This is a genomic window from Treponema sp. UBA785 (genome assembly GCF_002297065.1).
GTDB lineage: Bacteria > Spirochaetota > Spirochaetia > Treponematales > Treponemataceae > Treponema_D.
Genome location: NZ_DBJD01000090.1, coordinates 28,016 through 49,023 on the forward strand (window position 1 = coordinate 28,016; position 21,008 = coordinate 49,023).

A 21,008-nucleotide genomic window follows, 5' to 3' on the forward strand; every position below is an offset into this window, starting at 1 on the left:
CACCATTTTAGGCTGTTCTTATCTTACTTCCTTATTTTTCTTTTTATTTAAATTATCACAAACAAAAAAAAAAGCAAGTTTTTTTATAACAGTTCGTTAAATTTTTTGAATTATTTTAGAATTTGTTATAAAATATATTGTTCAGGTCGGCATAATTTATGTTTCTACTTGACGATAAGTAAATTAGAAGTAAAAATAAGAAGATGATTTCGGTTACGCGTTTAGATGGGAATATATACTGGATAAATCCTCATATGATAGAAAGTATGGAAAAAACTCCCGACCTTACCATCACTTTTTTGTCTGGCAAGAAAGTCGTGGTAAAAGATTCGCCTGAAGAATTGATTCAGCGGATTGTGGATTACAGACGGCGGCTTGGAATCTCTGCTCAGGAAATATAGAATATTCTGAGCTGCCTCTGAAAAATGAATTTTAGAGGTTTCCCTACATAAAAATAATAAAGAAGTCTGTTGGGTTTGCGGGAGGAAACTTTTTATGGATATTGCGTCGCTTATTGCCATTGTTGGCGGTATAGGTGTAATCTTTTTAGGTGTTCTTACATCAGGTGGTTCAATCGGCGGTATTATTGATATTCCTTCGGTTTTTGTAACTGTCGGCGGTTCTTTTTTCTCCCTGTTTCTTTGTGATTCACTAAAAAATGTTCTTGGAATGTTCAAGGTAATGGGGCGCTGTTTTAAGACTTTTGATTATGGTGAAAAAAATCTGATTCAAAATATGGTTGCTCTCTCAGAAAAGGCGCGTCGTGAAGGTATCCTTGCACTTGAAGAAGGACTTGATGATTTGGACGATGCGTTCTTAAAATCCGGCCTTAGAATGGTTGTAGACGGTACGGACGGAAATGTTATTCGCACGATTTTGGAAAACGAAATGAATCAGATGGAAGCGCGGCACATGGTTGGTATTAACCTTATAACCCAGTGGGCTGGTTTTGGTCCTGGTTTTGGTATGCTTGGTACCGTAATCGGACTTATTGGTATGCTTAACAATCTTGAAGATAAATCTTCTCTTGGTCCGAACATGGCCGTAGCTTTGGTAACTACACTCTACGGTTCTATGCTTGCAAACTGGCTTTTTGGTCCAATGGCTCAAAAGCTTATCTCGCAGAACAGCGCGGAGCTTCGTTCTCGCGAAATGGTTTTGGAAGGGGTTCTTTCGATTCAGGCTGGAGATAACCCTCGCATTCTTGCAATGAAACTCTTAACTTATTTGGATCCAAAAACTCGGAAGGTTATTGAGGCTGACGTTCTGAAGGATTAGGTTGAAAATGGCTAGAAAAAGTAATGAACCACAGAAACCTTCAACCGCCTGGCAGGGCACTTACGGAGACATGATTACTCTCATGCTCTGCTTTTTCGTTATGCTTTATGATCCTTCCGAAGTAGACACGACAACTCTTTCTCAGATTCAGGCATCGCTTGCAATTCAGGAAGAGTCAATGGAAAATCCAACGACGACTGGCGGAATGTCTCTTACTGCAGGTCGTCTTGCAGATTTGGGAAATACAGTAAACAGCCTTCCTTCTGTTGAAAAGGGAAAATCGCTTGGTCTTGCCAAGAAAAAGGCCATTTCTCTTTTTGCGCCGGAGATTCACTCTGCAAAAATAACAATTTCCTCGGATGAACGAGGGCTTGTAATAACGTTGGCTTCCGATTCTTTTTTTGAAGAAGGAAGCGCCGAGCTCAACATCGAAGAAACCCGCGAAATTCTTTTAAAACTCTCGAAATTTTTTCAGGAACCTGAACTTCAGAAACGCCGCTTTAGAATTGAGGGACATACAGACAGCAATCCTGTCTCAAACGAAAAATACCCGTCTAACTGGGAACTTTCTGCCGCGCGCGCATTGAATACTCTGCACTATCTTTCGGATTTTGGAGTGGATGAAAGCAAATTTTCAATTGCAGGCTATGCCGATACTAGACCTGTATTTTCAAACGATACAAGGGAAGGGCAGGCTTACAACCGCCGTGTTGATATAATAATTCTTGATGAAGGGCATTTTTAACTTTTTAGGCGCAAAATAAAGGGTAAAATACTTTATTCTATATCCTTAAGTTGTGCTGGAAAAAATCCGATATTAAAAAAAACAATGAAAGCACGCAGAGTGTTTTCTTAACTGGAGTAATTTATGGCTGATGATAATGATTTGGATATTAACGATGATGCTGGCGGTTCAGACGACCTTTCATCAGCATCTTCAAAAAAGAAGGGGATGGGCGGTCTTTTCCCTGTCCTTTTAAAATGGGTTGCAATCGGTTTGGTTGCGGTTATTTTAATTGTGACTGTAGTTGTAATTACAATGAAAGTTGTCGGCGGAAATCAATCGCAGGCCGCACTTGTTCCTGTCGCAGAAGAATACAGTTCAACTAAAGAAATTCTTGACTGGTACAATTCTCTTGGCGTAACAAGAACGAAGACGAGCGATGTAAACCCTTCGTCTGTAATTGTAGAAGTTGTATTGGGTTACAAAAAGGACGATAAGGCGACATCAACAGAAATTACGCAGAGAACAGTTGAATTAAAAGATTTTTTGCGGCGCTATTTTACACAGAAATCCGCAGACGAATTAAGACCACAGAATGAGGAAGAGCTTAGAATTGAAATTCGCAATGCGATTAACGATTCAATTTTAAGCAGTTCAAAAATAAAAGATGTGCGCTTTATGCAGCTGGATGTTATTCAGCAGTAAAAGCGGATTATAAAGGTGGAACAGGCATGAACGAAGTTCTGTCACAAGATGAAATTGACCAACTCCTGCAGGCAATAAGTTCTGGTGAAAGCGAAAACACTGACTTTAAACCTGTAAATGACACGCGCAAAATAAAAATATACGATTTTAAACGTCCGGATAAGTTCTCTAAGGAGCAGATCCGAACGGTTTCGATTATGCACGAAACTTTTGCACGTCTTACAACAACATCTCTTTCTGCGCAGCTTCGTTCGCTGGTTCATGTTCATGTCGCGTCGGTTGACCAGCTGACTTACGAAGAATTTATCCGTTCTATTCCAACTCCGACAACTTTGGCTGTAATCAATATGGATCCTTTAAAGGGAAATGCGGTTTTGGAAATTGATCCGGCGATTACTTTCAGTATGATTGACCGTCTTTTTGGCGGTACAGGACAGGGAGCAAAAGTTAGCCGCGATTTGACGGATATTGAACAGTCGGTAATGGAAGGGATCATCGTGAGAATTCTTGCAAATATGCGCGAAGCCTGGACTCAGGTAATTGACTTGCGTCCTCGTCTTGGACAGATTGAAACAAACCCTCAGTTTGCGCAGATTGTTCCTCCGTCAGAAATGGTCGTTCTTGTAACTTTGGAAACAAAGGTTGGCGAAGAGGAAGGAATGATGAACTTCTGTATTCCTTATCTTACTATCGAGCCTATTATTTCAAAACTTTCTTCGCAGTTCTGGTTTAGTTCTGTGCGAAGAAGTTCTACAACGCAGTATCTTGGAACGTTAAAAGAAAAGCTTTCTGACGTTGATATGGATGTTGTTGCAGAAATTGGAACAATAAATATGCCGATTCGTGATGTTCTTGCGTTGCGAGTTGGAGATGTCGTGCGGCTTTCAACTGTTCGCGTCGGTGATCCGCTTTCGCTTAGTGTCGGCAATAAGAAAAAATTTTATTGTCAGCCGGGTGTTGTCGGTAAAAAAATGGCTGTTCAGATAATTGGAAAAATTGATGACAGCGAAAATGAAGATTTTGAAGAATTATCCGTAGAAGGAGATGAATCATATGAGTGATGGTGCTATTTCTCAAGACGAAATTGATGCATTGCTGTCAGGCGTGGACATGGGTGGAATTACAGGAGGGAACTCATCTTCTGTAAACATTGATACTTCTGTCCTTGAAAAGTTTGCTGACGGTATAAAAGACGAATTAAAAACTAAACTCAACTCAATGACAGGCAGTGAATTTTCTGTTGGAACGCCATCGGTAGAGATTCTTGAGCGTGACCAGTTGCTTGCGAAACTTCCAGAAATGGTTGTTGCTGTAATGGCCGATTTTTCAACTGCCTTAAAGGGTGACCATCTTTTTATTCTTTCTACAGAATTTGCCCAAAAGTTGACAAGCTTAATCAATAAGGAAGAGCAGGCTGAACTTGATGATATGGCTCTTTCTGTTATTTCTGAAATTGTTTCAAATCATTCTGGTACTGAAATTACCGAACTGAGCAAAGACGGAAAACTTCCTGGGCTTGCTGCAAATCCTCCAGAAGCTGTTAATGTTCCAAAGGCAATGGTTCGGATTCCTCAGGGAAAATTTTGTCTTTTTACATATACTTATTCTGTTGATTCTCAAAATTACGTTCTTTGGGAAGCGATTTCCAGCAGTGTTGCAGAAGAGATGGTAAAGGCGCTTGGTGGTGGAACTGCTGCAAATGTTGACAATGCCGCAGTTTCTTCAGCCCAGAATACTCAAAATATGGGCATGGGAATGCAGCAGCCAATGGGCGCTATGCCTAATATGGGAATGGGTATGGGAATGCAGCAGCCAATGGGTGCAATGCCTAATATGGGAATGGGTATGGGAATGCAGCAGCCAATGGGACAAGTTGCCGGAATGAACACGCCGAATGTTCAGTCAATCCAGTTTCCGAATTTAATGGGCGGAGCCGCTTCTACTGAACAGGGAAATATCGGTCTTATCATGGATGTATTCATGGAAATGACCGTAGAACTTGGACGCACTAAAAAGCAGATAAAAGAAATTTTGGGGATGGGCGAAGGTACGATTATCGAGCTTGATAAACTTGCCGGTGAACCTGTTGATATTCTTGTAAACCATAAACCGATTGCAAAAGGCGAAGTTGTTGTAATCGATGAAAACTTTGGTGTGCGCGTAACAGAAATTCTCTCTCCAATGGAAAGAGTTTCGGATATTCGCTAAAATTGAGGGGCTGACTAAAAAGCCCCTTTTTTTAATCTGAAATTGCCTAAAAGCTGCAATTTAGGGATTTTACTTTTTGATTTTACTTTTTACAGTTTTGTTTTGGGATAAAGGGGATTATCCTGTATAGACAAAACTATTTAAAATGGGTGGAAAAATGAAAAAATCAATTATCTTTACTGCATTTTTTGCAGTCATTCTTTTTTTTGCGGGAAGTTTAAAAACTTTTGCGCAGGATAATTCTCAGGCTCAAAACACTCAGCAGACTCAGAATTTCAGCATAAATACAGATCCTTCTCAAATTCAGCTTAATTTGTCATCTTCTCAGCAGCAAAATGAAAGACAGCCCGGCTCAGGCTCGACATTGTGGCTTTTTATAAAAATGATTTTTGCTCTGGCGGTTGTCGTTGGAATCGCTTGGGGAATTTTTCATTTCCTTAAAAAAGGCATAAAAACAGAAAATGATAACGATCCTTTTTTGCGAAAAGTAAGCCATTTGACATTAAGCCCTGGAAAATCAGTTCAGGTAATAACTTTGCAGGACAATGCATTTTTAATCGGTGTAAGCGATGAAAAAATCAGCCTGATTGGAAAAATCGAGGACAAGGAACTTATTAATGCTATGAATCTTTATGCCGACAAAAACGAAAAGGTTTCAAAGCCACGCTCGTTCCGCGAAATTCTTGATATTTTTATGCCTGGCTCAAGCAAAGAACCTGAAAGCAGTATTTACGAAAATTCTTCGTCAAATTCTGCGGATGAGCTAAAAAAGCAGATGGAAAAATTTAATTCAGAAAATTCTTAATATATTTTTAAATTTATATAAAAAAGTAATAATGTAAGTGATAAGTGGAAAATTTATGAAAAACGCATTGCTGTATTTTAGAAAAAAATGGCTTTTTAAACTTTGTTTTTTGGGACTTCTTCTTTCGTTTTGTACTTTGCCGGTTGCTTCCCAGTCTTCTCAAAACAGGAATTTTCCGTCCGGTTCTGCACAGGGAACTACGCAGATGAATCAGTCTGTGCGCGGGCTTACTTTTCCAAATATCGACATAAACATCACTCAGCCGCGTACTGGAACTCAGATGGCTTTTAACCTTCAGCTTTTGCTCCTGCTTACGATTCTTTCGCTTGCTCCGAGCATTTTGATTCTGATGACATGTTTTTTGAGATTTTCCATTGTCCTTGATTTTATAAAGCGCGCTCTTTCGCTTCAGCAGGTTCCGCCGACTTCTGTTTTGAATGGAATTGCGCTTTTTATGACGCTTTTTGTAATGTGGCCTGTTTTCCAGAAGGTTTATACATCTTCTTTTAGGCCTTTGAGCGACGGCCAGCTGACAATTGAGCAGGCCTACCGCGAAGCAGAAAAACCGCTTAAAAATTTTATGTATTCGCAGATGTTTAACGATACTTCGTATATCCAGACATTTATGGGAATGGCAAAGCTTGATGCTCCAAAAACACTTGACGATGTTCCAATGTATGTTCTTGTTCCGTCTTATATTCTGCATGAGCTTACAGTCGCCTTCAAAATAGGAATTATTCTTTATATTCCGTTTATTGTAATCGACATGGTGGTTGCAAGTATTCTTATGAGTATGGGTATGATGATGTTGCCTCCTGTCCAGATTTCAATGCCTTTTAAGCTTATGCTTTTTGTTCTTGTCGACGGCTGGGGACTTTTGACTCAGCAGCTTTTTGTTTCTGTTTTGCAGCATTGATTTTGTTAACAGGAGTTGAAAATGAGTATTGGATTTTTAGTAGGTCTTGTTCGGAATGCGGTCTATCAGGTTTTTATTATGACATCTCCGATTTTGGGAGCGGCTCTTGTCATCGGTCTTATCGTTGCAATTTTTCAGGCTACGACATCGATTCAGGAACAGACTTTGACTTTCCTTCCTAAAATGCTTGTAATTCTTGCAATGCTCGCTCTTCTTGGTGGCTGGATGTTTGCTTCTTTGCGCGGATATACTTTAAATCTTTTTGATATGATTCCAAAATTGGCGCAATAAACGGAAAAATAAAATATGCTTGAGCAGATTGTGTGGCAGGCACCGTTTTTTTTACTTGTGGCAGTCAGGTGTTTTGCCTTGATTATGACAATGCCTCTCTTTTCTATGCGGACAATTTCTCGTGTTGCAAAGATTGCTCTGACTGGATATATGGCGTATTTAATTTTTCCTCATATTGATACAAAAGATTATCTTCCGTACATTGCAGAAAATGCCTCTTTTTCGATTGATTATATACTGATCCTTGTTGGAGAAGCTCTGATTGGCATAATTACTGGATTTTTTGTGAGCATAATTTTCAGCGCTTTTAGCGCGGCTGGACAGTTTTTTGCCTTTCAGATGGGATTTTCTGCTTCTGAAGTTTACGATGCCTTGAGTCAGGTTGAAAATCCCCTTATGGGCCAGTTTTTTAATTTAATAGCAATGCTGATTTTTTTGCAGGGGCATTGGGCGCAGATTCTTTTTGGAAAAGGCCTTGCCGCGAGTTTTGAAACGATGAATGCCATGAACATCGTAATGGCGGCTGGAAGGCAGGAGATAATTACCTTTTTGCTTTCGTCGCTCACAAGACTTTTTGCCTGCGCTTTTGTAATTGCTTTGCCGATTATGGGAATTCTTCTTCTTGTTTCTATTACGACAGGAATTTTAGGAAAAGCTGCTCCTCAGATGAACCTTCTTTCCGAAGGTTTTCCTGTTTTAATTTTGCTTTCGTTTTTTATAATTATGAGCCTTATGGGCAGTCTGTGTGATTATTTTATTTCGTCTTTTGCCAGCGGATTTTCTGTTTTGGAATCGCTTTTTGCGTTTTTTAGAGGTTCTGGAGGCCAGCAATGAGTTTTGATGAAATTGACCTTCAGTGGTTTGCCGCAGAAGATGAAGGCCGTACAGAGGATGCAACAGAAACTCGCTTAAGGCGTGAGCGTGAAGAAGGCCGTGTTGCAAAAAGCCAGGAGCTTACTAGCGCAATTGTAATGATTATGTGCGTTGTCGCGCTGATTGTTGCGGCTCCTCATTATCTGAGAATGTGCGAGCAAATTCTTGTTTATTATTTTACAAAATGCGCGAACGCTAAGATTGAATCTTCGCAGTTTTTTGTATTTTTTTTAGTGAATTTTGCAAAAATGGTTCTTCCTCTTGCTTTTTGCGGAGTTATTGCAGGAATTGCCGGAAACCTTATCCAAAACCGTGGTTTTATTTTTTCGCTAAAGCCTATTGAATTTAAGTTTTCAAACATAGTTCCGCGAATCGGCCAGTATTTAAAAAAAACTGTCTTTTCGCTTACAGGCGCAATGAATATCGTAAAATCTCTTGTAAAGATTACCGCTGTAATTATAACGGCTGTTGTCGTTATAAGAATGAATGTGGCTGATATTCTTGCACTTTTAAATACTAGTTCTATAAGAATGGCTTCTGGACTTATCGGAAAATGCGCGACTCAGATTCTTGCTTTCTGCTCGATAATTTTTCTTGCAATTTCGATTCCTGATTATTTTATGCAAAAACGTGAATTTTTGGAACGTTTAAAAATGACAAAGCAGGAAGTAAAGCAGGAATTTAAAGAAGAGGAAGGAGATCCGGAAGTTAAAGGAAAACTTCAGCAGGCCCAGCGTGAACTTTTGACCAGAAATCTGCCGAAGGCGGTCGCGGAAAGCGATGTCGTAATTACAAACCCGACTCATTATTCAGTCGCTTTAAAATATGATGCTGCAAAAACAGATCGCCCGATTGTCAATGCAAAAGGTGCGGATTTAACTGCAAAAAGAATACGCGATTTGGCTGACGAAAACGGAATTCCAAGGGTTGAAAACGTTCCTTTGGCGCGCGCACTCTATTCAAATGTTGAAGTTGGTGATATAATTCCTGATACATATATAAAAGCGATTTCAATCGTTTATGCACAGATAAATTATCTCAATAGGAAAAAGTAGCAAGTCAACCAGGGGTGGGGAGTGGCTAACCGTTTAAGCAATTTTTTTAAACAGACAAAAATTTCAAATTCTTTTATCGCATTTGCCGGCGTTCTCATCGTTTTTATGCTGTTAATGCCTGTAAGCGGAGCGGTTCTCGATTTTTTGATGATTGTAAACATTGCGATTTCCATAATCATCTTTCTTGTCGTTTTGTATACCCCGAAGTCTTCAAGATTGTCGTCTTTTCCTCGTGTCGTTCTTTTTGTGACAGTTTTTGGTCTTGCACTCAATGTCTGTTCAACCCGTTATATTCTCACTCACGGATATGTCGGCTTTAAATCTTTTGACGGAGCGATGATAAAATCTTTCGCAAACGTTGTGGCAAAAGGTCAGCCGGTTATCGGGTTTATAATATTTTTAATCATCATCATTATTCAGGTTGTTGTAATTACAAAGGGCGCCGGGCGTGTTTCTGAAGTTCAGGCTCGTTTTGCCCTGGATTCCATGAACTCAAAAATGTTTGCTGTTGATTCTGAATTGAATTCCGGTTCAATTACGGATGAACAGGCAAGACAGAAAAAAGCGGATATTCAGCGTGAATGCGACTTTTATTCTGCAATGGACGGTTCTTCAAAGTTTGTAAGCGGAAACGTAAAGGCTGGAATTTTTATTACGCTGATAAACCTGGTTGGCGGTGTTCTTTATGCAATGATAAAACAGGGGATGGATTTTAGTTCAGCTATTGCAACTTTTCCCCAGCTTACTATTGGCGACGGTCTTTTGAGCCAGCTTCCGTCTCTTTTGATTTCTGTTGCGACTGGTATTCTTGTAACCGGTGGTAATTCTGACGAAGTTTTAGGCGAAGAAATTAAAAAGCAGTTTAATATAAGCAGTTCTGTCTATATGATTTCAGGCGGAATTCTTGCTGTAATGGCTATTATTTTTCACACAACGCCTCTTCTTGTCGTTATTCTTATCGGTATGGGCGCCTTGCTTATCTTTTTTGGCTATAAAATGCAAAAGCAGGAAAAGCTTTCTTTTGCAAAAAAACTGGAGGAAGAAGCGGCTAAAAAAGCAGGCTCTCAATCTTCTCAAAAATCTGAAGAGCTTAGTCCGGTTGTTCCTCTCGATCCTCTTTGTCTTGAGCTGGGAGTCGCCTTGCTTGATTTGGTTAATAAAGAAAAAGGCGCAGAGCTTCTTGAGAGAATTACGAGAATCCGCCGCGAAGCCGCAATTGACCTTGGTCTCGTAGTTCCTAGAATAAGAATCATCGATAACCTTACGCTCGATCCACAGGAATACAGTTTTAAAATCCGCGGGATTGAAGCTGGCCGGGGAAAATTAAAGATCGGATACTACATGTGCCTTAATACTGGTTCTGTAATCGAAGAAATTAAAGGCGAACCTACAAAAGATCCAACTTTTGGAATACCGGCAATATGGATTGGTGAAGATCGCCGTCTGGAAGCCGAAAGAAACGGTTATTCGGTAATCGATCCTCCTATGATAATTGCAACTCACATGACTGAGATTATCCGCTCTCATGCTGCAGAAATATTGGGAAGACAGGAAGTAAGCGCGATAATTGCAAAAATAAAAGAAACTAATCCTGTTGTAGTTGAAGAAGTTATGGATACATATAAGTATACTTATGGCGAGATCGAAAAAATTCTTCAGGGGCTTCTTCGGGAACGGGTATCTATTCGCAATATTGTTTCAATTTTGGAAACGCTTGCAAACTACGGAAACATGCCGCACAATCCGTTTTTTTTGATTGGAAAAGTTCGTGAGGCGCTTGGACTTCAGATTTGTCTTCAGTATGTAGATCCTAATGATGAGCAGAAAAAGCTCAGCGTCATTCAATTGAGCCAGGGATGGGCACAAAAAATTATAGAGCATATAGTTTCGCAGAATGACGGTTCTGCGCCTGTAGTTGCGTTTGATCCGGTTGATTCAAGAAATTTCAAAAATGCGGTCAGTTCAAATATAATACCTTTACGGGACAGAAATATTTTGCCTATAATTCTTGCGCCAACTCCCGATGTCAGACAGCTTGTTTATCAACTGATTGAAAGAGATTTTCCGGGAACCGTAGCAGTTCTTTCTGTAGACGAAGTTCTTGCGGCTGGAAATTCAGTAAATCTTGAAATTTTGGGAGAAATAAGTGAATAGCAGTGAATACACACCGACGACTTTGACAATGACTGGAAAATCTGTCGATGAAATAAGAAATAGTCTTTGGCAGGAATACGGAAACAACTATCGGATTATTGACCAGCAGACAGTCCTTCAGGGCGGATTCCTTGGCTTTTTTCAGAAAAGCCGCATAAAAGTTTCTTTTGTCGTAAAAGACAGGGGACATTCTGAGCAGGAGGATTTTTCGGCGGCAAAAGAAAGCATTATAAAAAATTCAAAAGTTGATTATTCAAAACTTGTTGTAAAGCAATATAACGAGCTTACAGACATGATGGCACAGATGAATAGTCAGATTGAAGATTTGAAAATCACTTCTGTCGAAAAAAAACATCCGTCAATCGTAAAGATTGAAAAACTTCTCGAGGACAATGAATTTACTCATGCATTTATAAATATGATTTCTTCTAAGTTAAAAAATGAATCGACTCTTGAAGATTTAAATGATTTTGAGCAAATTCAGGAAAAAGTAGTCGGCTGGATCGGTCAGTCGATAAAAGTTGCTCCAGAAGTTTATTACAAAATTCCTCATATAATTGTCCTTATCGGACCGACTGGTCTTGGAAAAACAACGACAATCAGCAAAATGGCGGCAAAACTTATTCTTGATGCAAAAAAGAAAGGCGAGCCATTGCCTAACGTGCGCCTTATTACGATTGACCATACTCGTGTTGGTGCAGAAGCGCAACTCCGCAAATTTGGGGAACTTATGCATGTTCGCGTTGACAAGGCGGAGTCTCCTGTTGATTTAAATGATATAATTCAAGAATGTAAGGACAGCGCGGACTATATTTTTATTGATACTTCAGGATTTAGCCCGAACGACTACGACAATATTGCAAAAATGAGAAATATTTTAAATCTTCAGGGATTTTCTCTGGATACTTATCTGGTTGTTGCGGCTTCGACAAAGGCGCGGGATTTAAAGAAAACAATTGAAAATTTTTCACTTTTTAATTTCAATTCAGTTATAATCACAAAATGTGACGAAACGACTTCTTATGGAAATGTCCTGAGCGTTTTGTACGAACTAAACAAGACTATTTCTTATATAACAGACGGACAAAAAGTTCCAAATGACATAAAAAAAGCTTCTGTCAGAGAGTTTTTATACAGACTTTCAGATTTTACGGTTAGTAAAGTTTATATTGATGACATGTTTCCGGAGGATGAATAATTATGGAAGACCAGGCTGAAGAATTGCGTGAATTGATGGGAAACACGCTTTCATCAACACAGAAAAAAAATGAGGCATCATCTCACAAAACCCGAATTATTGCCATTACAAGCGGAAAAGGCGGTGTTGGAAAAACAAATATGGCGGTCAATATGGCGATTGCTTATGCCCAGCTTGGAAAGAAGGTTATCCTTATTGACGGTGACCTTGGAATGGCAAATGTAAACGTTCTTTTGAATGTTGTTCCTCAGTATAACCTTATGCAGGTTATAAACCGTCAGAAGACAATGTCGGAAATAATTCTCGATACGGAAGTTGGAATTAAATTTATTGCCGGAGCAAACGGTTTTTCAAAAATTGCAAATCTTTCTGTTGAAGAGCTTGACTATTTTGCAAAGCAATTTGCTCAGCTTGGAAATGCGGATATCATCATAATCGATACTGGAGCTGGAATCGCTAACAACGTTTTGCAGTTTGTTGCCGCGGCAGACGAAGTTTATGTTGTCACAACTCCTGAACCTACGGCAATCACAGACGCTTACGGAATGATAAAAATTATCACTACGGAACTTGGCGAAAGAAATATAAATATAAAGCTTTTGGTAAATAGAGTCCACTCTGCAGAAGAAGGTAAGAAAATTTCTGACAGAATAATTACAATTGTCGGACAGTTTTTAAATTACAAGGTTGATTACATAGGCTTTGTTTATGATGATTCTGTTGTTTCTGCGTCTGTAATCCGCCAAAAACCGTTTATGATTATAAATCCAACTTCAAAACCGGCTCAGTGCATAAAACATATTGTTGGCCGCATTGAAAAAACTGATCTTGGTACAAGCGACGGCGTATCGAGTTTTCTTAAGAAATTTCTCAGAAAAAAATAAAGCCGGTAATTTGATGAAAAAAAATGCTTACAAAAATTAACAAAAAGTTTAAAAACTTGACCTTGTGCAAATTTTGTCTTAATCTTTTATAAGGGAGGAAGTAATGATGAACAAAAAAATCATCGGTTTTGCAGCCGTTTGCGGTTTTGTTTTGTCATTTCTTACTGGAATGATTGCAAAAAATCCAGTTCTGGCTATTTTGCTTAGGTCGCTGATTTTTGCAGCTGTTTTTTCGGTTCTTTCATTTTCAATTTCCTTCCTTTTTTCCAAATTTTTGGCAAATGATTCAAAGGGCGTCTCTCTTGAAACTGATTCTTCTCAAAATTCGCCGCAGTCCAAGCAACAGAAATCCGGTGACAATGTAAATATCGTTATTACGGATGACGGGCTTGAAGATGATGAATCCAGTCCAAAATTTTTTGTAGAAAATAACCGCCCTGGTCTTTCAGGAAAAGATTCAAAAAATTTTCAGACGGAAGAAAAATCTTTGACAGAAGAAAAGTCTTCTTCGGAAACAAAAAATTCTGTTTCCGGAACAAAAAAAGAAGGCGAAAGTAAAAAGGCCGAATTTATTTCTGCCGGACGTGAAAATCTCGGAAAAGCCAATTCTGATTTGCAAAATTCATCGGAAAACTCAATTTTAAAAAAAGATGTTCCTTCTAATGCAGGCGATTCTGAAAATAAGATAAACGCATTTGCCGATGGCTCTTCGATTGAAAATATTGATGAATTGCCGGAAATTGAGGATTTGTCAGATGACGTGAAAAATAATTCATCTGGTGATATAATAAATGACAGTGATTTTGCTTCTTCTGGCGGAAACGGTTTTGCCGGAGCTGTTTTTTCTGGCGGAACAGAAAGCGTTTCACAAAATGCAGATGTAATGGCGCAGGCTGTTCGGACTCTGCTTGAAAAAGATAAATAAATAGAAAAAGAGACAGGAAGCTATGGGTACAGAGCAGACGTTGATAATCAACAGCAGCGACGAAGATAAACTTTGGGCTGAGTATAAAAAAACAAAATCTTCTCAACTACGCGACAGGCTGATTAGGCAGTATATGCCGTTGGTAAAATATGTCGCTGGAAAAGTTTCTGTAGGTCTTCCTGCAAGCATGGAATTTGATGACCTTGTTGGCTTTGGTCAGTTTGGACTTCTTGATGCAATCAGTAAATATGATTTAGAAAAGGGTGTAAAATTTAAAACTTATGCCGTCACTAGAATCCGTGGCGCAATTTTTGATGAAATGCGTCAGCTTGACTGGGTTCCACGCTCTGTACGTCAAAAATCCCGTGAAATTGAAGATACAATCAGCGAGCTTGAGTCAAAGCTTGGCCGTACTGCGACTGATGCAGAAATTGCACAGCAGCTGAATCTTTCTGAGGACGAATATCATCAGACTATAATGAAAGTCAGCGCGTCAAGCATTGTTTCCTTAAATGATGTTTGGAGTTCTGGAGACGACAGCGATCATCTTTCAATTGGAGATACTATCGAGTCTCCTGCAAGCCTGAATCCAGATGTTCAAGTTGAACGCGAGGAAATTAGAAAAGTTATTGTGCAGGCTATAAACGAACTTCCAGAAAAAGAAAAAATGGTAATAGTTCTTTACTACCATGAAGATTTGACTTTTAAAGAAATTGGACAGGTGCTTGAGGTAAGCGAATCGAGAATTTCTCAGTTGCATACAAAGGCAAATTTGCGTTTAAAGGCGAAATTGACGAATTTTCGTAAGGGAATCATCTAGTTTAAGGTCTTGAAATTTATGGTTACACTTGAAAAAATCCGATTAGACCTTGCAGAGCTTCAAAAAAAAGACCAAAGCGTAAAAAGCGTAGAAGTTCGCGCTGATACTCTTGATGAAGCGCTCGCAGATGCAGCTGTTCAGCTGAACACAAAAATTGCGAATCTTGAATATGAAGTAAAAGAAAAAGGATTTGATGGATTTTTTGGAATTGCAAAACGACCTTGGTTTATAACCGTTTATCAAAATGCTGAAGCGGTATCAAAAAGTGAAAGAAGCAAGGATTTTAAGAATTCCGGCTTTATGGACATGGACGAAGAGATTCAGAATTTTGATAAAGACGGAGAGTATTTTGTTCATCGGTTTGGAACAGAGATTTGTCTGAAAGTAAATCTTCCTGTCGGAGACGGAAAAAACATCAATCTTTCAGATGTCATAAACGATATAAAACGCTCTGATACTGTAGATTTTGATGAAAAAATCGTAAAAAAATATACAGAAGATGGAACAGGTGGAATTTACGAGCCTGTCGGCCATTATTCAAGAAATCCTGCTGGAGATGCAATTTACGTTATTGATATTACAAAAGACGAATTAAAGGCAACTTGTACGATTACGCCTCCGGCTTTGGGCGGAGCTGATGTCAGCGAAGAGCAGATAAAAACCGCATTAAAAGGGCAGGGCGTTGTTGCCGGAATTTCCGATGAGAAGATCTCCGCTCTTGTTGACAGGCCAACTTACAATGTTCCTGTTGTCGTTGCGGAAGCTGTCTTGCCAGTTGACGGACGCGATGCATATATTGCCTACAACTTTGAAACGGACCGTTCAAAAATTCGGGCAAAAGAGGCTGCAAACGGTCAAGTTGATTTTAAGGAGCTCAACCTTATTCAAAATGTTGTCGAAGGACAGCCACTTGCGCAAAAAATGCTTCCTGAGCGTGGAAAAGCTGGAAAGACACTTTACGGCCGCTATCTTGAAGCAAAAAACGGAAAAGATATCAATCTTCCGCTTGGAAAAAATGTTACATTGGATTCAGATGGAAGAACAATTCTTGCAGCCTGCAATGGGCAAGTTTTGCTTATTAACGATAAAATTAACGTCGAACCGATTATGGAAATCGATGGTGTAAACATCAAGTCTGGAAACGTAACTTTCCTTGGAACTGTAATTGTAAACGGAAATATCGAAGACGGTTATAACGTAAAGGCAAGTGGAAATATCGAAGTAAACGGTGCTGTAGGAGCAAGCAGGCTTGAAAGTGACGGCGATATTATTGTAAGCCAAGGAATTGTTGGTAGAGATGAATGTGAAATTTTGTGCGGTGGTTCGCTTTGGGCAAAATTTGTACAGAATTCAAAAGTTCAGGTTGAAGAAAACGTAATTGTTCAGGATTCGTTGATGAACTGCGAAGTTTCTGCTCAGCATAGAATTATTCTGCAAGGAAAGCGCGCCCAGATTACAGGTGGACATCTTTTCGCAACAGAAACAGTTCTTGCAAAAAATATCGGTTCCGCGGGCGGCGGTACAGAAACTGTAATCGAAGTCGGAATCGATCCTCGTGCAAAACATCGTCTTGAAGACTTGCGCGAAATGCAGGAAAAAACTGTAAAAGAAATTGATGAGCTGGAATTGAACATTCAAACACTGGAAAATACAAAAAAAGTCCGCAGAATTTTGCCAGCTGAAAAAGAAGAGAGCTTGAAGAGTTATAAACTTCGCAAAAATGAACTTGCTAACGAAAACGATGAATTCAACAAAGAAATCGAAACGATTTTGGCGCACCTTCGCGAATTGAAAAACATTGGAAAAGTTTATGCTTCTGGAACTGTCTATGCCGGAGTAAAAATTTTTGTCCGTGACGAAAAAGATGAAGTTCGTGCAAACGTAAAAAGCGTAGTTTTTTATTACGATGAAGGATTTGTACGGCGCGGAAAATACGAAAAGCCAGATTTTTCAGATATAAAGGGGCCTGAAGGCTATTCAAACGGATAAAAAATTTACAGAGCCTTTATTATTTTTTTGAAAATTATACGGATTCAAACATTTTACAGGAATTTCGCTCGGCTTGAAATTAGAATGTTCCTTCGTTAAAATTATTTTATTATGATTAAAAGAAATACAGGTTTTTCAAATCTTACAGCAGGCTATCTTTTTCCAGAGGTAGCTCGTCGTCGCCGTGAATACGCGGCTGGTCATCCAGATGCTAGAATTATCAGCCTTGGAATAGGAAATACAACAGAGCCTCTTTCTCCGCATATTGCAAAGGCAATGTCAGATTATGCTCTTGCTCTTTCAACTCCTGAAGGATATTCCGGTTATGGAGATGAGCAGGGAAATTCAGCCCTTCGCTCAAAAATTGCGGAAGTTTTTTATCCAAAAATGGCAGATGCAAACGAAATTTTTATTTCTGACGGTGCAAAATGTGATATTGCGCGCATTCAGACTTTGTTTGGCTCAAAAGTAAAAGTTGCCGTCCAAGACCCTGCTTATCCTGTTTATGTTGACGGTTCTGTTGTCGCTGGTGCTGCCGGAAAAAATAACGGAAACGGTTACGAAGGAATTTCTTATCTTCCATGCACGCCGGAAAACGATTTTTTTCCTGATCTTTCAAAAATTGAAAAAAATACTCTGATTTATTTTTGTTCTCCAAATAATCCGACTGGCGCTACTGCAACAAAAGAGCAGCTTAAAAAACTTGTTGATTTTGCGAACGAAAACGGATGCATTGTCATTTACGATGCCGCATATTTTGCTTTTATCCGCGATAAAAATCTTCCAAAAACAATTTACGAAATTCCTGGCGCAAAAACTTGTGCGATTGAAGTAAATTCTTTTTCAAAACCTGCTGGTTTTACAGGAGTTCGCCTCGGCTGGTCTGTTGTTCCAAACGAATTGAAATTTGAAGACGGTTCAAGCGTGAACAGGGACTGGAACCGCGTAATGACAACTCTTTTTAACGGCGCTTCAAATATTGCTCAGGCTGGTGGTCTTGCCGCTCTCGACGAACAGGGCTTGAAAGATATGACCGCACAGGTTGACTATTATCTGGAGAACGGACATCTTATAAAAAACGTTCTTGAAGGAGAAAATTTTAAATCTGCAGGCGTTGTCGCTTATTTTACAGGAAACGGTCCTTATGTCTGGGCAAAATTTCCTGGAAAAGCAAGCTGGGATATTTTTGATAAAATTTTGGATGAGTGCCATGTTGTGACGACTCCAGGCTCTGGTTTTGGACCTGCCGGAGAAAGTTTTATAAGGTTTAGCTCTTTTGGACATCGCGCGGATATTGAAGAAGCCTGCAAGAGACTTTCGCTTTTGAAACTTTAAAATAAAGGCTTTAAAGCTAAAAATGCACCACTAAAATTGAACGGATAAAGTTCAGTTTTTGATGGTGCTTTTTTTTATAAAGCTTGTTTTTTAGAAATAAGATTTATAACCTAGTGTAAAGTTTATGTTTTGTTTCCATTTTCCTGCCGGAAACTCGCTTAATTTTGCCTGGAACATGAGGCTTAAATCTCCGGAGAGAACAGGAATTACAATGTAAGGACTTGTTTTTACAGAACAGGTATCTTTGTAAAAATCTTTTAGGTTTGGCAAGTCTTTTAAATATCGTTCTTCGTAGCTAAACGACGTGCTGAATCCGAACTTTATGTTTTTGTTGCGGATGAAAAAGTTTTCTGTAAAAATATTTACGTTGAAGCCCAAATTCCCGTCTGCAAATTCTATTTTTTCGTTTTGATTGTCAGGAATATTGAAGAAAGAAATGTGCATCTGCGAATTTTTTAAATGAAACCGCGGTTCAACCAGTAAAAAAAGCTGTTCGTCAGAAATTTCAATCTTTGCATTGCTTTTTTTTACAGGAAGCGAAGAAAATCCTGCCTGAAGGAAAAGAGAGGTTGTGTAGTAATTTCCGATAAGAAGATTCATTCCAGAATGAAGGTAAATTTCATCGACAAGAAGAATCACATCGTCATCGTTTTTGTCTTTATTTTTTGAAGGAAAACCAATTCCTCCCAAAAAGTCCAGGGTGAGGTATTTGCGTGTCGTTGCAAAACGAAAATCGAGATTGAATTGTCTTAAATCGTCCGGATTATCATTGTTTTTGTAAAAATATCCGGCAAAAGCTATTGGACTTGAGTTCAGCCGGATTGAATACGAAAGTCCGAAACCGTTTATTGAATATGGGGAAACGCATTTGTTGCCGTAAAAACTGTCTGTAATAAAACTGTTGATTGGTGAAATTCCAAATTGCTGCGATAAAAACTGATTTGCGCCTAGAGGAGTGTAAGTTCCCTTAAAAATGCTGAAAAACTGGGTTGCTCCCAAAAAATTTTTTATGTATGTAAGCGAAAGCTCATCAAAGCAAAAGACAGCCTGAGTATCTTCAGTCAGTTTTGTGTCGATTACGTCATCTGTCGAAATGCTCATTTCTGTATTGAAAAATAAATTTTCTGAAAAATTGAACTGCCCTTGAAAAAATCCTGTCAAATTCATTATCGGATCGAAAAATTCGGAATTTTCCTTTGATTTTAAGTCGCCTTTCAAACCTCCGTAACCGTTGAATGAAGCGGCAGCAGAGAGCGTTGTCAATGTAAAAATAAATGCGGCAGCAGTCGAAGACAGTTTTTTTATCATTTTCATAGCTTTTTCCCCGTCAGTTATAATCGTACCTTTTTATATCGGCATAAAAAAGTCTGAACTTTAATAAAAATCGAAAATTATCCTCAGGAAAGTATGAAACTTTATTCATTCTTTTACTCTTTGTTTTTAAAAAACATCTTGTTAATAAAATTTTATTGCTTGACTTTGAGATGTTAAAGGTTAAAATATTAGATATGAGTGATTTTCTTGACGCTAACAACGAAGAACTGTTAAAAGATTATTTTTCTGAAGCTGAACTAATGGTTGACAATCTTGAGAGCAATATTCTTGCAATTGAGAATGATCCAACAAACCATGATGCTATAGATGAAATTTTCCGTGCAGCACATACGTTAAAAGGTAATTCTGCGACAGTTGAATTTACAGAAATTTCTACATTTGCTCACAAAATGGAAGATCTTCTTGATGAAGTTCGTTCAGACCGTGTAAAAGTTTCCGAAGATGTTGTAGATACTCTTCTAAATTCTCTTGATATTATAAAAGCTATGCTTGAAGCTCGCCAAAATGGTTCTGTTTATGCCGAAAGTGTAGAAGAAATTTCAAATAAAATAAAATCATTGATTCCTGAAAAGGCTGGAAAAGGTAAAAAGTCGTCATCAGTTTCAAAACCTGGACCAGAGACTGTTCAGAGTGTTCCAGCGGCATCGGCTTCTGCTTCAGAAACTGTTGACATGTCAGAATTTGAGTTGCTTGAACTCAAACAGAGTTGCCAGCCGGGTCAAAAGCTTTGGTCGATAAGTGTTGTTTTCGATGAAAATAATCCTATGAATAGCGTAGGAGGAATTCAAGTTTTTGCAGCATTAAAAGCCTGTGGCACTGTTTTAAAGACCGTTCCTGATTTTGAAGCGCTTTATGAAGATGAATTTCATAAAGACGTTGTTTATTACGTTGCTTCTTCAAATTCTCAGGAGCAGCTCGAAGATGTAGCTTTTCTCGATGATGTAACTTTGAGCGTTGATGCCCAGTGTCTTGAAAATGCAGTTGCAAAAGAGTCTTATGTGCAGCCCGAACAAAAAGAAGAAAAAAATGCTCAAATTCAGCCTATGGCAGAAACTCCTAAACAAGAAGAAGTAAAGGTTTCTGCAGAGCAGAAGACAGAAAATGCTCCTGTTCAGCCATCAAAGACAGTTTCTTCGACAAAAACGGCTTCTGCTTCAGGACATGCTCAGCAAAGTTCAATTTTGCGTGTTGATTCTAAACGCATCGATACTTTAATGAACCTTGTTTCTGAAACCGTAATTACAAAGGCTTCGTTTAACCAGAGCGCGCAACAACAGTCGGATATGCTTGTTCAGTTTCAGGCTCTTGATTCTGCATTTAGAGAAAAAATCCGTAAGATGTTTGAACAGCTTCCGCAGTATTTGGAAGAAATTCAAAACGGAGTTTCTGTAAAAGACATAAGAAATAATATTATGCAGGAATATGGTGAGATTCCTGAATATTTTGCTTCGTTTGAAGCTAAGTTTAAGGATTTAAATACAAAGTTCCATTCTGCAACCCAAAATCTTGGGCG

At 38.8% G+C, this 21,008-nt stretch carries 20 protein-coding genes; 19 read left to right on the plus strand and 1 reads right to left on the minus strand.

Annotated elements, in window-relative coordinates:
- Positions 1-203 precede the first annotated feature (203 nt).
- From B2X33_RS07930 to B2X33_RS08015, 18 genes are all read left to right on the plus strand, one after another.
- A complete protein-coding gene (locus B2X33_RS07930; RefSeq protein ID WP_078929865.1) occupies positions 204-401 on the plus strand; it encodes a flagellar FlbD family protein in 198 nt (65 codons plus the stop codon).
- Between the two features lie 94 nt (positions 402-495).
- Positions 496-1,278, plus strand: coding sequence for a motility protein A (locus B2X33_RS07935; RefSeq protein WP_296022775.1), 783 nt, complete (start codon positions 496-498; stop codon positions 1,276-1,278).
- A gap of 7 nt (positions 1,279-1,285) precedes the next feature.
- Entirely contained in the window at positions 1,286-2,023 is a 738-nt protein-coding gene (gene motB / locus B2X33_RS07940; RefSeq protein WP_296668871.1) for a flagellar motor protein MotB, read from the plus strand.
- Between the two features lie 123 nt (positions 2,024-2,146).
- Positions 2,147-2,707, plus strand: a complete 561-nt coding sequence (locus B2X33_RS07945; RefSeq protein ID WP_296022777.1) for a flagellar basal body-associated FliL family protein — start codon at positions 2,147-2,149, stop codon at positions 2,705-2,707.
- Positions 2,708-2,733: 26 nt separating this feature from the next.
- Complete coding sequence (fliM, locus tag B2X33_RS07950) at positions 2,734-3,768, plus strand: flagellar motor switch protein FliM (RefSeq protein ID WP_296022778.1); 1,035 nt, start codon at positions 2,734-2,736, stop codon at positions 3,766-3,768.
- The gene (gene fliN, locus B2X33_RS07955) at positions 3,761-4,915 is read left to right on the plus strand and encodes a flagellar motor switch protein FliN (RefSeq protein ID WP_296668874.1); all 1,155 of its coding nucleotides are present in this window, start codon (positions 3,761-3,763) and stop codon (positions 4,913-4,915) included. The genes fliM and fliN overlap by 8 nt, the downstream gene beginning before the upstream one ends.
- 157 nt (positions 4,916-5,072) lie before the next feature.
- Entirely contained in the window at positions 5,073-5,720 is a 648-nt protein-coding gene (locus B2X33_RS07960; RefSeq protein ID WP_296022780.1) for a FliO/MopB family protein, read from the plus strand.
- Between the two features lie 55 nt (positions 5,721-5,775).
- Positions 5,776-6,636, plus strand: a complete 861-nt coding sequence (gene fliP / locus B2X33_RS07965; RefSeq protein WP_296022781.1) for a flagellar type III secretion system pore protein FliP — start codon at positions 5,776-5,778, stop codon at positions 6,634-6,636.
- 21 nt (positions 6,637-6,657) lie between these two features.
- Entirely contained in the window at positions 6,658-6,927 is a 270-nt protein-coding gene (fliQ, locus tag B2X33_RS07970; protein WP_296022782.1) for a flagellar biosynthesis protein FliQ, read from the plus strand.
- Positions 6,928-6,942: 15 nt separating this feature from the next.
- Positions 6,943-7,761, plus strand: a complete 819-nt coding sequence (gene fliR, locus B2X33_RS07975) for a flagellar biosynthetic protein FliR (protein ID WP_296022783.1) — start codon at positions 6,943-6,945, stop codon at positions 7,759-7,761.
- A complete protein-coding gene (locus tag B2X33_RS07980) occupies positions 7,758-8,855 on the plus strand; it encodes an EscU/YscU/HrcU family type III secretion system export apparatus switch protein (RefSeq protein WP_296668877.1) in 1,098 nt (365 codons plus the stop codon). Before fliR ends, B2X33_RS07980 begins: the two co-directional genes overlap by 4 nt.
- Before the next feature lie 21 nt (positions 8,856-8,876).
- Positions 8,877-11,009, plus strand: a complete 2,133-nt coding sequence (locus tag B2X33_RS07985; RefSeq protein WP_296668879.1) for a flagellar biosynthesis protein FlhA — start codon at positions 8,877-8,879, stop codon at positions 11,007-11,009.
- Positions 11,002-12,207, plus strand: a complete 1,206-nt coding sequence (locus B2X33_RS07990; protein WP_296022786.1) for a hypothetical protein — start codon at positions 11,002-11,004, stop codon at positions 12,205-12,207. The genes B2X33_RS07985 and B2X33_RS07990 overlap by 8 nt, the downstream gene beginning before the upstream one ends.
- A gap of 2 nt (positions 12,208-12,209) precedes the next feature.
- Entirely contained in the window at positions 12,210-13,091 is an 882-nt protein-coding gene (locus B2X33_RS07995) for a MinD/ParA family protein (RefSeq protein WP_296668882.1), read from the plus strand.
- A 103-nt stretch (positions 13,092-13,194) separates the two neighbouring features.
- Entirely contained in the window at positions 13,195-14,016 is an 822-nt protein-coding gene (locus tag B2X33_RS08000; protein WP_296668884.1) for a hypothetical protein, read from the plus strand.
- A 22-nt stretch (positions 14,017-14,038) separates the two neighbouring features.
- Positions 14,039-14,836, plus strand: coding sequence for an RNA polymerase sigma factor WhiG (whiG, locus tag B2X33_RS08005; RefSeq protein ID WP_296022792.1), 798 nt, complete (start codon positions 14,039-14,041; stop codon positions 14,834-14,836).
- Between the two features lie 18 nt (positions 14,837-14,854).
- A complete protein-coding gene (locus B2X33_RS08010; protein WP_296668887.1) occupies positions 14,855-16,825 on the plus strand; it encodes a FapA family protein in 1,971 nt (656 codons plus the stop codon).
- 111 nt (positions 16,826-16,936) lie between these two features.
- Positions 16,937-18,160, plus strand: coding sequence for an LL-diaminopimelate aminotransferase (locus tag B2X33_RS08015; RefSeq protein WP_296668890.1), 1,224 nt, complete (start codon positions 16,937-16,939; stop codon positions 18,158-18,160).
- 90 nt (positions 18,161-18,250) lie between these two features.
- Here B2X33_RS08015 and B2X33_RS08020 read toward each other — a convergent pair whose 3' ends face one another.
- Positions 18,251-19,474, minus strand: a complete 1,224-nt coding sequence (locus tag B2X33_RS08020) for a hypothetical protein (protein ID WP_296668892.1) — start codon at positions 19,472-19,474, stop codon at positions 18,251-18,253.
- 194 nt (positions 19,475-19,668) lie between these two features.
- Between B2X33_RS08020 and B2X33_RS08025 the strand changes: the two genes are divergently transcribed.
- The coding region (locus B2X33_RS08025; protein WP_296668894.1) for an Hpt domain-containing protein at positions 19,669-21,008 on the plus strand (1,340 nt) is incomplete at its 3' end.

Excerpts from the sequence above, each read along its gene's own strand:
- whiG (WP_296022792.1), top strand. The coding sequence starts at position 14,039 with ATGGGTACAGAGCAGACGTTGATAATCAACAGCAGCGACGAAGATAAA.
- B2X33_RS07995 (WP_296668882.1), top strand. The coding sequence starts at position 12,210 with ATGGAAGACCAGGCTGAAGAATTGCGTGAATTGATGGGAAACACGCTT.
- B2X33_RS07960 (WP_296022780.1), top strand. The coding sequence starts at position 5,073 with ATGAAAAAATCAATTATCTTTACTGCATTTTTTGCAGTCATTCTTTTT.
- fliN (WP_296668874.1), top strand. The coding sequence starts at position 3,761 with ATGAGTGATGGTGCTATTTCTCAAGACGAAATTGATGCATTGCTGTCA.
- motB (WP_296668871.1), top strand. The coding sequence starts at position 1,286 with ATGGCTAGAAAAAGTAATGAACCACAGAAACCTTCAACCGCCTGGCAG.
- B2X33_RS08015 (WP_296668890.1), top strand. The coding sequence starts at position 16,937 with ATGATTAAAAGAAATACAGGTTTTTCAAATCTTACAGCAGGCTATCTT.
- B2X33_RS08000 (WP_296668884.1), top strand. The coding sequence starts at position 13,195 with ATGATGAACAAAAAAATCATCGGTTTTGCAGCCGTTTGCGGTTTTGTT.
- B2X33_RS07930 (WP_078929865.1), top strand. The coding sequence starts at position 204 with ATGATTTCGGTTACGCGTTTAGATGGGAATATATACTGGATAAATCCT.
- B2X33_RS07935 (WP_296022775.1), top strand. The coding sequence starts at position 496 with ATGGATATTGCGTCGCTTATTGCCATTGTTGGCGGTATAGGTGTAATC.
- fliR (WP_296022783.1), top strand. The coding sequence starts at position 6,943 with ATGCTTGAGCAGATTGTGTGGCAGGCACCGTTTTTTTTACTTGTGGCA.
- B2X33_RS08020 (WP_296668892.1), bottom strand. The coding sequence starts at position 19,474 with ATGAAAATGATAAAAAAACTGTCTTCGACTGCTGCCGCATTTATTTTT.
- B2X33_RS08010 (WP_296668887.1), top strand. The coding sequence starts at position 14,855 with ATGGTTACACTTGAAAAAATCCGATTAGACCTTGCAGAGCTTCAAAAA.
- B2X33_RS07945 (WP_296022777.1), top strand. The coding sequence starts at position 2,147 with ATGGCTGATGATAATGATTTGGATATTAACGATGATGCTGGCGGTTCA.
- fliQ (WP_296022782.1), top strand. The coding sequence starts at position 6,658 with ATGAGTATTGGATTTTTAGTAGGTCTTGTTCGGAATGCGGTCTATCAG.
- fliP (WP_296022781.1), top strand. The coding sequence starts at position 5,776 with ATGAAAAACGCATTGCTGTATTTTAGAAAAAAATGGCTTTTTAAACTT.
- fliM (WP_296022778.1), top strand. The coding sequence starts at position 2,734 with ATGAACGAAGTTCTGTCACAAGATGAAATTGACCAACTCCTGCAGGCA.
- B2X33_RS07980 (WP_296668877.1), top strand. The coding sequence starts at position 7,758 with ATGAGTTTTGATGAAATTGACCTTCAGTGGTTTGCCGCAGAAGATGAA.